The organism is Psychrobacter sp. TB55-MNA-CIBAN-0194 (assembly GCF_040309505.1).
Lineage (GTDB): Bacteria > Pseudomonadota > Gammaproteobacteria > Pseudomonadales > Moraxellaceae > Psychrobacter > Psychrobacter fozii.
In genome coordinates this window covers 22,704-38,017 of record NZ_JBEOOW010000006.1, presented here as the reverse complement: position 1 = coordinate 38,017, position 15,314 = coordinate 22,704, and the positions used below count along the sequence as shown (strand labels likewise).

Sequence of the window (15,314 nt, the reverse complement as noted above, 5' to 3'; positions counted from 1 at the left end):
TAAAGAATCACGTAACGAGCCTAAAAAATATAAAACAATGACTTAAAGAAAACGTATTAGGAAATATAAATGTCAGCTCAGCTCAAAAATATAGCCATACTTATCGATGCTGATAATGCATCAGCAAAAAATATTGGCCATATTTTGCAAGAAATAGAAAAGCTTGGTCATATCACTTGTAAAAAAATATATGGTGATTGGGGAAATGCTCATATTCAAAGTTGGCAAGAAGCATTACTCAAATATGCTATCGATCCTATGCAGCAATTCGCTTATGTTAAAGGCAAAAACGCCACTGATATAGGCATGGTCATCGAAGCCATGGATTTGCTGTATAGCAATAACTATGATGGATTTTGTCTCATATCAAGTGATAGTGACTTTACCTCACTGGCTTTACGTATTCGCAAAAACCATGTAAAAGTATTTGGCTTTGGAAAGCGTAATACCGTTAGTGCGTTTTCGCAGGCTTGTGATAAATTCTTTTATGTAGAAGATTTATTGGTCGATCAGAATAATAGCAATTCTACGCAAACAACCCTTTCTCCTAAAAGAGCACCTAATAATAATTCATCAAAACAATGGACGACTAAACAGTTACAAACACAAACGCACTTAATTAACTTATTAAATAAAATAATCAAAGAAAATATTAACGCCCATAATGGTTGGTCGAATCTCTCTTATATAGCCAGCGAGCTTAGTAAAAATCATAATGACATCAAACTCGATAAGTATGGCTATGATAAATTTTCTAATTTAATGATTGCATTGCGTTTATATGATATTAGAAAGCAATCTAATGGCATGTGGGCAAAGATTAAAATACAGAAGGCATTAACAGCCGCTACAACTGCTAATAAAAAAACAATTGATACTAAGCCAACTTCTAACCTGTTCCCAGCTGCTTCTATTCTTGTAAAAATATCAACAGCACCTACTATCGATGCTGTCTTATTTAGAGTGACTCCTACTGCAAAGGTACGCGGTGATGAAGATATGATATTTTATGGTCAAACGCATAGCGAGGATGGTTCAATCGAGCTAAACCAACAGCTCGAAAGTAATACATCAGTCTCTGAGTTCAGTTGTGATCTAAACCATCAACCTACTAGCATTGAACAACTTAACTTCGTGCTATCCAGTGAATTGGAAAGCTTAGCAATTGACCCACAGCAAACCAGTATTGAATTAAATATCACTGATGAGCAACAAAATACATTATTATTCTCAGGCAAATTTGACGTCCAAAATAAATCAGGTAAAAGCCTAATATTATTTACGTTAAACCGAACTGGCAACCAATGGCAGTTTGTGCCAAAACATCAAAATATAGATGGCGACCTACGTTATCTCTGTGAAAAATATGGAGTAGAACTAAGTGATAACTGATTCTAAAAACAATACGACATCTAATAAAAATTATAAGCGAAGTATCTCTTTACCTCGCGGTACGCTTGATTTGACCTATCAAATCAATCCAGCAGCAGCTAAAAACGACTCGCAAAAAGATGACAACTATCAACTAGAGGATTTACTCGGCTTTGCTCAACGTATTAACCCAAAACGTGCATTTTTATTCGTATCAAAGGTCTTAGGCCGTCATATTCCGGTAGCGCCTAGTACGATGCGTAGCGCTTTTACAGATTTGGCAAACTTAGTGCCTAGCGATTTACCTGAGCCGATTTTGGTTATTGGCATGGCAGAGACCGCTGTTGGCTTATCTGCTGGCGTCCATCAAGCATTGCAAACGCGTTACCCTAATGCTTTATTATTGAACTCTACGCGTCATGCGCAACACAATGATGATAACAGTGAAACGTTGCTGACCACATTCAGCGAAGACCACAGCCATGCAAGTCAGCATCTGATTTATCAAAGCTCTGATAAAATCACGCAAGCGCAACTACTGGCCAGTAAAACTCTGATTATGGTTGATGATGAAGCGTCAACGGGTAATACTTGCGTCAATGTCGTTACGGCGCTACGCAATGCAGGACTGAGCCAATTAGAGCAAGTGCATCTCACCACGTTGGTTGACTGGTCTCTAAGTCAGAATCAAGGGGTAGCGGATGTAGACGACGCCATATCTGCTCGTTTGCCTAATATTGACTTTCATCGTCATCATCTACTATCTGGCGCTTGGCAATGGACGGATGCACCCAATCCTGAACCCATCACCATGCCATCGGTCGATACCACTGACGCTGGTAGTCAGTCATTAGGCAACACTGGCAATTGGGGACGCTTCCCCACACTCGATAGTACCGATGGATTCGATAACTATCTGAAGAGCTTTCAGGCAGCATTGACGAGTTTTAATGATCAAGCACCATTTGATAAAGAACAGTTGCCTGAACGAATTCTAGTATTAGGCAGTAATGAGTTTGTATGGCTGCCGTTTTTATTGGCTGAATGGCTCGAAGGTCAGGTTCAAGACTCTAAAAAAACCGTTAACTTTAGCGCTTTGACAAGATCACCCATTGCTTTAGGTGGTGCGATTACCACCATGCTAAGCTTTAGTGATAATTATGGGCTTGGTATGACCAACTTTGCCTATAACGTTGAGCCTAGCGATTGGGATTTGATTGTGTTGTGTGTAGAGACCTCAAGCGATAGCGTTGATGACATGTGGCAAGGTTTGGATAATGTATTGGTGATAGGTACTAGCCATGGGAATGGCTGAATTTTTAAGTAGCGCTCAAATAGCTTTGGGTCTTAATGATTATGCGCAAGCTATTATCACAATTATTGTTATAACCATTCTCGTGTTTGTAAGACCTTTTAATTACATAGTTAACCGTGTAGATGCCAAAGATGATAAGCAATTTGAGATGCTTTATAAAATAATTGATGATGAAAATTTTCTTGAACGCCTGAGTAATCAACCGTTTTTAATTAAGCAACTTTTCTATAAGCGTTTTTACCTACTCAAAGATTATAAGGTTGAAGAAATAGAGTTTCTAATGTCTCAAAAGAGCTTAAAAATCAGCTTATATGAGATTAGCACTTTAAAATCGGGTTCTATAATAAAATTCCAAAATGGTAAATATATAAAGAACATCAATAGTCTGACTAATTATTGGATCCGTCATTATCGAAGATTTAATACATTCATCATTATCGGGTTCCTATGTTGGATACTAATTTCGTCGTTCTTTTTCCTCATACTTTTTAAAAGCACTACATTATTCTATATTTCTATAGCACCACTTTTTCTCTTAGAAATATATTTATTAATAAAAATAGATGGTGTAAGAGCTTATCTAAGAACAAAAAATGTAATAGATGATTTCATACATCAAAGCGCGTTATTTGAAGATAACCAAGGTAATAGGAACACATGACCACACCATTTTTTCAGCCTAATATAAATATCGTAAAACCCTACGCGCTAATGGATTTAGACGACACGCTATTCCAAACTCAACGCAAAATTGACGCATGGGACTTACCCACTACGGAACCTGAGCAGTTGGTTTGTGCGACCGTCAATAAGCAAGACGAGCCATTAAGCTTTATGAGTCAACGTCAAGCGGCGCTATTTAATTGGCTACTTGCGAGCACTGAGTTGGTAGTCGTCACTGCCCGTGACCGTAGTGAAATCAAACGCGTGAAGCTGCCCTTTGACAGTTGGCAAGTCCTGACTCATGGTGCGATTATTCTCAGCAAGGATGGCAAGCTACAAGCCCAGTGGCAACAGCATATGTATGACGAGCTTGCACCATTGCAGGATAAATTAAATCAACTGAGTCAAGTATTCGCCAATTACAGCAAAAGTGATGGCAGTCAGCTCGTATTTACACCGCATATCGATAGCTTTCATAATGGTTCTGTTGATGAAGAATTAACCATTTATCTGGCCATTAAACATGCTCACAAAAACCATCAGGCATTGATAGATTTGGCTGAAAAGCTGCCATCCCTAGTACGTGATTTTGATCAAGATTTTTATGTACACGTGAATGCAAATAATCTAGCGATATTACCGCGTGCCGTGCATAAGCATCATGCTGTAAAGTTTTTGTTAGACCATCATTTAGACAGTCAGCGACCTAGTTTTGGCTTTGGTGACAGCCTAGCGGACTTGCCATTTCTGCAACTGTTAGACTGGTATGGGATGCCCAATCATGGTCAGCTGCATTCGCAGTTACAGTCGCAGTTACAGCCTTTGTGATAGGCTAGGCTAGCCACTCTCACAACCCTCACCTTTTCTATAATGAGAGCTAATATTGCTACCATGACTTCAAATAACACTAATACAAAAACAGCTGACTTAAAAAGTTACGGTTCAGGCAGTTACCTTGCCAGCGACGTAACTGTTGTGCTCGATATCGTTGATAAAGACGCCGTGGCTGATGTACCTGTCAGCCAAAAAGAAGCGCTTATCCAAAGTGGCCAGCGTCACTATTCGGATATGTTGACGTTAGAAGATGCACCAACAGCGATGCATGAGCGACTGTATCATCAGGCGCTAGAGCAAGGTACAAACAGAACTGCGATGGATATCGCTAACTTGGCTCATACATTACAGGGTAATTTTGAACAAACCGTTAATACTGAGCAACCATTAGTTTTGGTCAGCTTAGTACGTGCAGGTTTACCGATTGGGGTACTGTTACAGCGTGCATTAGCAGATACTGATAGCCACTACGCTTTGCCAAGCGTACACTACGGTATTAGCATCATTCGTGACCGAGGTTTGGATTCTGTAGCCCTAGCATTAATATTAAAATCACATCCAAACAGCCCAATTGTATTCGTTGACGGATGGACAGGTAAAGGCGCTATTTACCAAGAGCTATCTCGTAGCCTAGAGGTATTCAGCAACCCTAGCCATCCAAATTTCGCCAATATCTTTCATCAGGGTAAAGGTGTGATTCCATTATTAACGCTGGCTGATCCGGCTGGCGTCGCTTGGCTTGCGGCAAGCGAAGAAGACTGGTTGATTCCATCAGGGCTATTAAACAGCACCGTGTCAGGGCTCATATCACGCAGCTTATATACCGAGCCACAATCAGGGCTGCATCGCAGTGTTTTTTATGATAACTTGGTAGCGTCAGATCACAGCTTGGCCTTTGTCGATCAAATCGATGCGGCACGTCGTACACTGACCGATTCTTCGAAATTTTTATCACTATACAAACAACCCCGCTATCAAACGGCTGACTTAATCGATATGCTCGCAGCAGATTATGCTATCGACAATCGTAACCGAATCAAGCCGACCATTGCAGAAGCCACGAGGGCCATATTGCGCCGTGATCCTGAACGTATTTTGCTAGCAACAGCCGATCATCCAGATACGATACTGCTCAGACATTTATGTGCGCAACGAGATATCGCTATCAGTGTATTAGGTGATAAAATACTGCCTTATCAAGCCATCACTCTCATCAAGCAACGCACCAAAGACAGCTAATGGCTATATTTTAATAACTACATTTCAATGTCTATATTTAGAGCTATTGAACTTAGAGCTGTTGATAAGTAATGACCCTTGAGCCATGCCACTTGATAATACCTTCGATCTTTTATAATTACTTACTTATCACTACTTATGATGCCAACTATGTCAGATACGCCACACAACGAAGCAAATATCTACAACCATTCCCAGTCTTACGCTCATCTATTTACTGAGCGTCATGCAATGGTTAAACCACACACACATCATCCTTATCAGCTTGGTGCTAGCCTTTACATGCCTGCAACTCGCGAAGATATATGGCAAGTCATCAAGCGTGACAAGCTGCCCACGATTAATAGCATTATTATTTGTCTAGAGGATGCGGTCAGTCACAGCGATGTCGACTTAGCACTTGAACGCTTGCAGGCATTGCTTGATACGTGGGCTACGCATGTCGATAGTATCAATAATCCATCTAGAAAAGCAGACATCAAGACTCAATATCCAACTCGTCCGTTGGTGTTCATTCGTCCACGCAATCCGATGATGCTACAACAGTTGGCGGACTACCCTCATATCGATCTCATCGATGGTTTCGTCATGCCAAAAGTCGATATGTATAGCTTATCCAACTGGCGCATGGCTTGTCAGAATCTAAGTGCCGAACAACTATTAATGCCCACGCTTGAGACAGCTGCCTTATTCAATCCACATCACAATCAAGAACTGGCCATCGGCTTTAAAGAAGCGTTTAGCCAGCCAGTATTTGCACTACGTATCGGTGGCAATGACTTGTTTGCCGCGCTACGTCTTAGGCGACCTAAGCACAGTATTGTCTATGACACGCCAATCGGCACCCTAGCCTATCAGCTACTTGGCTGCTTTGTGCCACATGGTTTTTATCTGACGGCACCTGTGTTTGAATACTTGGATCAACCAACACTGTTTATGCAAGAACTGACCCATGATGTTAGCTTAGGTTTGGTTGGCAAAACTGTCATTCATCCAAGCCAAATCGCTTTGGTACAGCAAGCATATTGCGTACCACTCAGCACCTTGGATGAGGCGCAAGCGATACTTCATAGCGAAGCCAAAGCGGTATTCAAATACAACAACACCATGTTAGAGCCAGCCACGCATCGCGCTTGGGCGACTGAAGTCGTGAATCGCGCCGAAGTATTTGGAACTATTGATGATGGCAGTAGTGAATACAGCTCTCGAATGTAGCTATCTGATATTTGATTTATATCACAAAAAAGCCGCTATCATCATTTGATAGCGGCTTTTTTATATGAAGTTTAACTCTAAGAATGAGGCTTTAATACACTATAGTCAAAGAACTCTAAAATGGGTACAAGGCAGCCAACTGCAGATTGTACAAGTAGTACATCTAAGGAAGGTAACGCCGTAGCAGCTTAATAGTTCACTGACTACACACAGTTTTCTAAAAACTGACTCATGACTCGGTTTACTTGCTCAGGTTCTTCTACAGATGATGTATGACCCGCACCTTTAATAATAGCTAGCTTGGACCCTGCAATCGCAAAATGCATGCGCTCAGCCTTTGCATAAGGGGTCGCTACATCTTCATCACCAACGATAATTAATGTGGGTGTTGTGATATCACCGAGCTGCTCATAGATGCCTTTACGCTCAATCACACCCATCGTAGCCTTAATTACTCCGCCTTTACGATTGCCTTGTAGCATCGTGAGCCATTGCTTGCGTTCCACTTTACGCAACTTGTCTGCCAAAAAAGTATTGCCAAACATAATAGGCATGAGTTTATTACTCACACGCTTGCTACCTAACCAACGAATGGCTTGGACAAGTTTACGATACTGTGGCATATTTTTAGGATCTTCAGGATCAGCAGACGTTGCTAATAAGGTAAGCGATAGCAGTAAATCAGGACGCTTAATTGCAACTCGCTGAGCGACAAAACCACCCATAGACAATCCTACAAAGTGACATTTATCAATGCCAAGCGCAGCAATCAGGCCAAGTGTATCCTCTGTGAGCGCATACATATCATAGCCAGACTTGGTAATTTTCGATTGACCTTGTCCACGGAAATCAAAAGCGATACAGCGATAATCTGCTTGGAAATGTTTGACTTGTTCGTCATATATTTGCGTACTCCACAGTAGACCGTGTGCAAATACCATGACCGGCTTTTGCACATCATTTGGCGCACTGTCTTGATAATAAATATCTGCATCATTGATTTTAATGACTGGCATAATAACTTCCTTGTTTGATAGATAAGAGAGGCTAATATATCCCTCAGGATTTTAGTATCTTCATGAATAACCCCCTGACACAGCTTTTGGCATTTTAGCATAACCTATCGAATTTCGATGTGTCTTGAGCGCCCACAAAACCCACTTTTATAATCATGCCAAACTGCTATAGTAATATGCTGTCTACATCGTCAGTTCAATATAATTCAGATATAAGTAAGGCTAGTGAAAGGACTACAAACCGTAGATTGTGCATATCTGACTTATATGTAATTGACCATAAGATACTTATAAAAACTTATACAAGGATAGATACCATGTCGCAGCCTTTAGTCGATTATCAAGTCGAACAGCATATTGCTACCATTACATTTAATGATCCAAAAAGTCTAAATGCTTTTGGTACGCCTCTAAAAAATGGCGTGTTAAAAGCGCTTGCTGAGGCCGATGCCGATGACCAAGTGCGTGTCATTATCTTACAAGGTGCAGGTGGCAATTTTTCTAGCGGCGGCGATATAAAAGAAATGCTGTCTGAAGGTCTGGATAAAGATATCATTTCAAGCAAGCTAAAAGGCATGGTGGAAGGCGCTGGAGAAGTCAGCTTAAAGTTGCGTAATATTCATAAACCTATTATTGCTAAGTTAGAAGGTGCAGTAGCTGGCGCAGGTATGAACTTAGCCTTAACCTGTGATTTCCGTATTGCGGCTGATAATGCCAAATTTGTACAAGCCTTTGTCAATATTGGCCTGATTCCAGATGCAGGCGGCATTTATTTGCTAAACCAACTGGTTGGCGCAGCAAAAACTACTGAACTGGTTATGTTGGGTGATAAGCTTAAAGCCGAGGATATGGCGCGCTTAAATCTAGTGAATAGTGTGGTTAGTGCTGATGAGTTAGACGCGAGCGTACAAGCTTTAGCAAACCGCTTAAGTCAGTTGCCAGGTAAAGCATTGGCTTCAATGAAACATATGCTCAATGTGCATGCTTTTATGGGTTTAAATGAAGCCTTAGATATGGAAGTTGAACAACAAACTATGATGGCAAAAACCGATGACTTTATCGAAGGTGTCACGGCCTTTGTAGAAAAGCGTAAGCCAGTTTATCAAGGTAAATAGTTTTATTATCTATAGTCAATCCTCTATAAAAGAGTGACAGCGTTAACCTCGCTTGCCTTGTACCTCTTTTAAACTGAATCAACTATAAAGTCGGAATACCAGTTAATGACTTCTATAACAAACTAATTATTGAAATAATAAACTACACCATAAAAAATCCGACCACTTGTAGTGATCGGATTTTTGTTGTCTGAAGATATTGAAAACTAAGATTTATGGTAGTTTTTATAGTTAATATCTACACTAAACAGCTTTTAGTTTATGTGTAGAGAACAATCTATATATCAATCATCTGTTTAAGCTATTAATATTTATTAGCTACACGATTTTTTAGACTGACTAATTTTTCCATTTTTACACACAAACTTAGCACCTTGGCAATGCGATATGCCACCCATCTTGCCAGAACAAGGCGTATTCTTTGCATTTGCCTGCATGACAGGCGCTAGCATAAATATAGAGATAAAAAACGCTGACCAAGTTTTCATAAATAGAAGCCTCAACAAATGAATAATATAAATTCGAACTATATTACCGTAACGTTTTTTTATCAATCTTTATTTAATCTACTTTCGTTGATTAATACTAAACCTTAAAATAGTGTTTTTGCATTAACTTGTTTATTACTCAATGCACAAAAAACACCAAAAAAATAAAGGTCTAATAGTCTAAGACTGTCAGCCCTTTATCATTACATTCATCTCTCAATACCAATTCACTGACTAAACACCTTATAAATTTATGCTGTCAAAATATACTACGATATAGCCAACAGGGCATCGCCATGATCATCACGTAAATTCTTTTTCACCATTTTTCCAGCACCGTTAAGCAAAATATTCTCTACAAAAATAACTTTATCTGGTATCTGCCAACTGGCTATTTTATCCTCATAAAAGCTCAGTACTTGCGCCTCATCGATTTCTGAATCGTCTTCTTTTACAACGATCAAGACTGGACGCTCGCCCCACTTTTTATGCTTTGCCGCAATGGCTGCTGCAATTTTGATTTCTGGATGTGCGACTGCGATGTTCTCAAGCTCCACTGAGGATATCCACTCGCCACCAGATTTTATCAAGTCTTTTGAGCGATCACGGATATTCATATAACCATCTGCATCGATGGTGGCGATATCACCTGTATCAAACCAGCCGTCTTCAGTGATGGCATCAGGGTTCTCTGTGTAATAATCATTGATAATCCAGTGCCCCTTAATCTGCAAACAACCCTGAGACAGACCATCTTCTTTTACACGCTTGGACGGCTCATCAGTGTCTATCAGACGTAGCTGAACGCCATAAGGCGGACGACCTTGAGACTTGCGTAAATCATTAATTTCATCTTTGCTCAGTGATTTATGCTTGGCTTTTATTTGATTCATCGTCCCAAGTGGACTGGTTTCAGTCATACCCCAACCATGTACCGCATCGCAATTGAAATCTTCTCTAAATGTTTTGATGACTGATGGCGGACATGCTGCGCCGCCAACGATAGTGCGCGTCATACTTTCAAGCTTACTGCCTTTAGACTTTGCAGCGGTCAATAGACTTTGCCAAATCGTTGGAACCCCTAGTGCGACTGTTACTTGATAATCATCAATGAGAGACACAAGGCTGTCGCCGTCTAGATTAGGGCCAGGCAATATGAGAGAACAACCGGTTAATGCAGCAGCATAAGGAGTGCCCCATGCATTGACATGAAACATGGGTACTACTGGCAATAAAACATCTTGCGCAGATAATGCTGAGACGTCAGGCATACATAGCGCCATTGCGTGAAGTACAGAAGATCGGTGAGTATATAAAATACCTTTAGGATTGCCTGTTGTGCCTGAGGTATAGCATAAGGAGCTGGCGGTCGCCTCATCGAGTTGAGGCCACTCAAAATCAGGAGAATGCGCTGCTAGCAACTCATCAAAGAATAGTACATTTGGCAACTGCGCTACAACTTTCTCATCTCGAGCGCTCAAGCAGATAAAATGATCGACACCTTTGATATGTTCCTTAATGGCCATAATTAGCGGCAAAAAGGTCACATCAAAGAACAATACGCGGTCGTCGGCATCGTTGATAATATAGCTGAGCTGCTCAGGGAATAATCGAGGATTAATGGTGTGGCAGACCATACCACTACCCGAAATTGCGTACCACGCTTCTAAGTGACGATGATTATTCCAAGCCAGCGTAGCGATTCGTTCTGAGGACTTTAACCCAAGTATAGCCAGCGCATTGGCCAAACGTTTTGAATTATTTGACACGCTAAGCCAGTCAGTATGCGTTATCTGTCCATCGACTTCTTTGGAAACAACCGCTGTATCACCATGATAGCGTGCAGCATGTTCAATAAGACCACTGATCAGCAATGGCTGATACATCATTTTTCCTAACATAGTACATTCCCTGTAGTTGTTTGAACGTCAGCTTATTCTTATTGGTATATCATCTGATACTCCGAATAGGCCACAATTAAGAATAATCAGAATTATTGGTTAAAACAAGCAAATACTATGACCTCAATTGATGAAAAAATAATGTTTGCTCTCCTAGACTCCAGCTCTGAACGATAGCTCATGGTCATTTTGGATACAGACACCTAAAATTTAGACAAAAAAATCCGACCACATTAAGTGATCGGATTTTTAATATTTGGTGGAGATGGCGGGAGTTGAACCCGCGTCCGCCAGCATTACGCTCATGAATCTACATGTTTAGTTTCTGTCTTTAATTTTAGTCTGCACCGATCCGACAGTCAGGATGGATTAGCCGATTCTCTACTTTTGAACCCAAGCGATTGAGACAATCCCTTGTGGCGAGCCTACATGCGGACGCTTCAACTTAGTTGACCAACTGTAGGTGATCAGCAACTTAGTAAGCAGGGTTTATGCTGCTAGAGCGTAATTTTCGTCGTTTGCGACTATAACAATATATGTTGGATTAACGAGAGGACATATACTCTCGACATGCATCATTGAGTTTCATTACCAGCGTCGAAGCCAGAACATCCCCAATAAGGTCGACTATTATATAGTAGGTAGTGGGTAGGTTTCAACCTTTATAAAGCCTGTATTACATTACGTTACAGCTCAGCTGTCTAAGCAAGTACTGCATTCAACCATGTACCAATCGCTTGAATCTGTGGCATACATACTTGATGCGCCATCGGATAAGTATGATATGCCACGTTATAGCCTTTATCAGATAACAACTGCTGTGCCTGCTCACCCAAAACAACAGGAACCACCGGATCATGAGTACCATGTTCGATTAGAATTGGCATGTCTTTATTAGCAGCACTATAATCAATATTATCATTGGTCGCTAAGTAGGTCGAGAGTGTCATCAAACCAGCCAAACGCTTTGGATAGCCAAGTGCCACATGGTAAGCCACTGCCCCGCCCTGCGAAAACCCTGCAATAACGATATGCTCAGGAGAGACACCGCGCTCAACCTCACGGCTGATCAAATCATTGATTTGTTGGGCAGACTCTTCAATTTGTGCAACATCGATTTTACGTTCTAAACTCATCTCTAAAATATCATACCAAGCTGGCATGACCATACCGCCATTCACCGTCACTGCACGCTTTGGTGCATGTGGGAAAATAAATCGTACAGCCATATCATCAGCCAAGCCCAGCTGCGGTACCACAGGCTCAAAGTCATGACCACTAGCACCTAAGCCATGCAACCAAATGACAGCACGGTCTATTTTTTTATTGGTAGGGTTATGCTCAACAATAACAGCGTCTAAATAGTCAGTCATGACTGATCCTTAATACAATTTTGATAGTTTAGCTTTGAGAATTGGAAGTGAAATATTTTTGTAACAATCACTCGCCTGTCATTATCTTTTAAAAATTATCAGGTAACGTAAGGGATGGATAAATGACAGCAATATTGTACTTATTATTTTTCACTTTTTGTAGGGACAGTTTACATGACAATGTTAGATAATTCAGTGGCGACGCTCAATCAACTCAAAAAAACGCCATTTAAAACCGTTAAGATGGTCAGTATAGCCATAGCACTAGGGGCCACTTGCACTCTATCAATGGCCGCAGACGATATACGCAATACCACATTGACTCAAACATCCAACCAAACCATTAAGCCATCACTAAAACAACTACCAAAAAACCCGCATGCCAAACCTCAAGCCTATACCTATGGTGTGCGGCCCTTTTACTTGGTCAATGACATGGATGCAGGACCATTAAAAGACGAGCTGATGGCTTGTAGTGCGCAAACGCCTAGCAAAACCAACTTTTCTATTGCCCATCGCGGCGCGCCTTTGCAACTTCCTGAACACACTTATGACAGCTATGTTGCCTCAGCGCAAATGGGCGCAGGCATCTTAGAATGCGATGTGGCTTTTACCAATGACGGCGAGCTGGTCTGCCGCCATGCGCAAGATGATTTGCATACCACTACTAATATCCTTACTACCCCGCTAGCCAAACAGTGTACTGTACCGCCAATTATCGACGGCAACGGTGTGCTGACCAATGCTGACAGCATTGAATGTCGCACCTCAGACATTAGCGCAAGTGAGTTCAAGACCCTCACAGGAAAAATGGATGCCGCGGATAAAACAGCTACCACTCTCAATGATTATATGAATGCAACGGCTGCATGGCGAACTGATTTATATTCACAAAATGGCCAAGTGATCACATTAAAAGAACATATTAAACTTGCTCAAAGCCTCGGTATGAAACACACGCCAGAGCTAAAAGCACCAGCCGTTACCATGCCATTTAATGGCTATAGCGTAGATGCTTATCGTCAGCAGCTGATTGACACTTACAAAAATGCAGGCGTGGCTGCGAGTGACGTGTTTGCGCAGTCCTTTAATATTGAAGATGTGGATTACTGGATTAAAAATGAGCCTGCTTTTGGTGACAATGCTATCTACTTAATTGATGATAGTAATGAGACCGCAGACGGAAAAACATTTGATAAAAATGACCCTAGCACGTGGAAGCACTCACTAGCCAACATAAAAGCGCGTGGTATTAAAACCATCGCACCGCCACCTTGGATACTAGTGACTACTGACGCGACAGGTAAAATGATACCATCCGCTTATGCCAAACAAGCCAAAGCATTTAATTTAGATATTATTACTTGGTCAATTGAGCGTTCAGGGCCGTTAGCAGCAGGTGGTGACTGGTATTATACTGACTTAGGCAAAGCCATTAATAATGATGGTGATATGATGACTTATATCGATGTGCTGGCGCAAGATATTGGGGTCAAAGGTATTTTTTCTGACTGGCCCGCAACCGTTACATACTACGCAAATTGCAAAGGTTTGAGCTAGGTCGTATTATACATTTATAAACAAGTTCTGCTAATAACTAAAAGGTCAACTGAGTCACAACTTGGTTGGCTTTTTTGTATGCTGGAGTATTGATACAAAGATTGGTTCAAAGCCTGCTTTGAATCATTCAGTTAATCAACGACTGTCATATCAACACCGCCAAACATGAAAACGGTTAGCCTCTCATTTTTTCCATCAATTTTTCATCGCTTTTGACAAGCATTCACAAAATGCCTTGGGACTTTTATGCTAGGATAATCCCAACAACTTTGGAGTCTTTCTCTGACTCCAAATACAAACTGCATTTAGCAAAGTGGACACTGACAGTATCTATGCGATTGTTATCTATTAACTATCACGTCAAGCAGCCATTTTTTACACATTTTTCTAAAATAAGTATACCGTCATGACTCATATTTTACTGGTAGAAGATGATCCCGCCATCGCGATGTCGCTCAAGGTCACTTGCAAGCGTGAAGGCTGGCAAATTACATGGTTGGACAATGCCAGTAGTGTACTGCCGATGCTACATAGTGAGGCCGCAAGCGATCTATCAGCCATTATTTTGGATGTTGGCTTGCCAGATGGTGACGGTCTCAGCTTGTGTCAACAAATACGCCATACACCTGATATTGATGCCTTAAAAGACATCCCGATTGTATTTTTGACGGCACGTAGTGATGAGGTCGATCGTATTTTAGGCTTAGAGATGGGCGGCGACGATTACTGTGCCAAACCCTTTAGTCCGCGAGAGTTGGTCGCCCGCCTAAAAGCCATTTGGCGACGTGAGCAATTGCTGTCTCAACAGTCATCCGCTCCTACTAACTCAGTAGATAATGATAACCCGTCTAATAATATGACTGGGCAAGCATTAACGTTTGAATGTCAGTCTGGTATCTGGCATTACCAACCACTCAATTACTCATTGATGTGGCAAGAGCAAAAGCTAGAGCTGAGCAATACCGAGCGCAAAATCTTATTGACCTTATTACAAGCACCCAATCAAGTATTTAGTCGTGAGCAACTGTTAAATGCGGTCAGTGACTATCCGGATCATCGCTTGGCGAGAACGATAGACAGCCATATCAAGTCAATTCGTAAGCAGCTGGCTACCGTAGATGCGAGCATCGATGTCATCCATACGCACCGTGGATTGGGCTATGCGTTATGTCCCGCTTAGCTATATTTTACTTAGTACTGACCTTCTATAACTGCAAGCAACAC

At 41.3% G+C, this 15,314-nt stretch carries 13 protein-coding genes and 1 other RNA gene; 9 read left to right on the top strand and 5 right to left on the bottom strand.

The features are described 5' to 3' along the window. The first annotated feature begins 69 nt into the window (after positions 1 to 69). The 6 genes from AAEY75_RS08535 to AAEY75_RS08510 all read left to right on the top strand — a co-directional run bounded on the left by AAEY75_RS08535 (position 70) and on the right by AAEY75_RS08510 (position 6,637). The gene (locus tag AAEY75_RS08535; protein WP_352259353.1) at positions 70 to 1,392 is read left to right on the top strand and encodes an NYN domain-containing protein; all 1,323 of its coding nucleotides are present in this window, start codon (positions 70 to 72) and stop codon (positions 1,390 to 1,392) included. A gap of 70 nt (positions 1,393 to 1,462) precedes the next feature. Further along, a complete protein-coding gene (locus AAEY75_RS08530; RefSeq protein WP_502944397.1) occupies positions 1,463 to 2,686 on the top strand; it encodes a phosphoribosyltransferase domain-containing protein in 1,224 nt (407 codons plus the stop codon). Further along, positions 2,673 to 3,347 (top strand): hypothetical protein, encoded by a 675-nt coding sequence (locus tag AAEY75_RS08525; protein WP_352259351.1) that lies wholly within the window; start codon positions 2,673 to 2,675, stop codon positions 3,345 to 3,347. Before AAEY75_RS08530 ends, AAEY75_RS08525 begins: the two co-directional genes overlap by 14 nt. Continuing rightward, complete coding sequence (locus tag AAEY75_RS08520) at positions 3,344 to 4,177, top strand: HAD hydrolase family protein (protein WP_352259350.1); 834 nt, start codon at positions 3,344 to 3,346, stop codon at positions 4,175 to 4,177. Before AAEY75_RS08525 ends, AAEY75_RS08520 begins: the two co-directional genes overlap by 4 nt. 63 nt (positions 4,178 to 4,240) lie before the next feature. Continuing rightward, positions 4,241 to 5,422 carry a cysteine protease StiP domain-containing protein gene (locus AAEY75_RS08515; RefSeq protein ID WP_352259349.1) on the top strand — a complete coding sequence of 394 codons (1,182 nt, stop codon included), beginning with the start codon at positions 4,241 to 4,243 and terminating at the stop codon, positions 5,420 to 5,422. 150 nt (positions 5,423 to 5,572) lie between these two features. Further along, complete coding sequence (locus tag AAEY75_RS08510; protein ID WP_352259348.1) at positions 5,573 to 6,637, top strand: HpcH/HpaI aldolase/citrate lyase family protein; 1,065 nt, start codon at positions 5,573 to 5,575, stop codon at positions 6,635 to 6,637. 203 nt (positions 6,638 to 6,840) lie between these two features. Here the strand turns inward: AAEY75_RS08510 and AAEY75_RS08505 are convergent, their stop codons facing one another. Continuing rightward, entirely contained in the window at positions 6,841 to 7,653 is an 813-nt protein-coding gene (locus AAEY75_RS08505) for an alpha/beta fold hydrolase (RefSeq protein ID WP_352259347.1), read from the bottom strand. A 317-nt stretch (positions 7,654 to 7,970) separates the two neighbouring features. Here AAEY75_RS08505 and AAEY75_RS08500 point away from each other — a divergent pair, with 317 nt between their 5' ends. Continuing rightward, positions 7,971 to 8,768 (top strand): enoyl-CoA hydratase/isomerase family protein, encoded by a 798-nt coding sequence (locus AAEY75_RS08500; RefSeq protein ID WP_110922660.1) that lies wholly within the window; start codon positions 7,971 to 7,973, stop codon positions 8,766 to 8,768. A gap of 314 nt (positions 8,769 to 9,082) precedes the next feature. On the opposite strand, the gene AAEY75_RS08495 is transcribed toward AAEY75_RS08500, so the two are convergent. The 4 genes from AAEY75_RS08495 to AAEY75_RS08480 form a co-directional block, all read right to left on the bottom strand. After that, positions 9,083 to 9,256: a YdcA family protein gene (locus AAEY75_RS08495; RefSeq protein WP_197131400.1), complete on the bottom strand. Its 174-nt coding sequence runs from the start codon at positions 9,254 to 9,256 to the stop codon at positions 9,083 to 9,085. A gap of 269 nt (positions 9,257 to 9,525) precedes the next feature. Then, positions 9,526 to 11,157, bottom strand: a complete 1,632-nt coding sequence (locus AAEY75_RS08490; protein ID WP_352259346.1) for a long-chain fatty acid--CoA ligase — start codon at positions 11,155 to 11,157, stop codon at positions 9,526 to 9,528. A gap of 257 nt (positions 11,158 to 11,414) precedes the next feature. Further along, positions 11,415 to 11,773, bottom strand: a transfer-messenger RNA (tmRNA) gene (gene ssrA / locus AAEY75_RS08485). Between the two features lie 85 nt (positions 11,774 to 11,858). After that, positions 11,859 to 12,530: an alpha/beta hydrolase gene (locus tag AAEY75_RS08480; protein WP_197217612.1), complete on the bottom strand. Its 672-nt coding sequence runs from the start codon at positions 12,528 to 12,530 to the stop codon at positions 11,859 to 11,861. A gap of 174 nt (positions 12,531 to 12,704) precedes the next feature. On the opposite strand from AAEY75_RS08480, the gene AAEY75_RS08475 reads away from it, so the two are divergent. Then, positions 12,705 to 14,090, top strand: coding sequence for a glycerophosphodiester phosphodiesterase family protein (locus AAEY75_RS08475; protein ID WP_352259345.1), 1,386 nt, complete (start codon positions 12,705 to 12,707; stop codon positions 14,088 to 14,090). Positions 14,091 to 14,496: 406 nt separating this feature from the next. After that, positions 14,497 to 15,270, top strand: a complete 774-nt coding sequence (locus tag AAEY75_RS08470; RefSeq protein ID WP_197217610.1) for a response regulator — start codon at positions 14,497 to 14,499, stop codon at positions 15,268 to 15,270. Positions 15,271 to 15,314 lie beyond the last annotated feature (44 nt).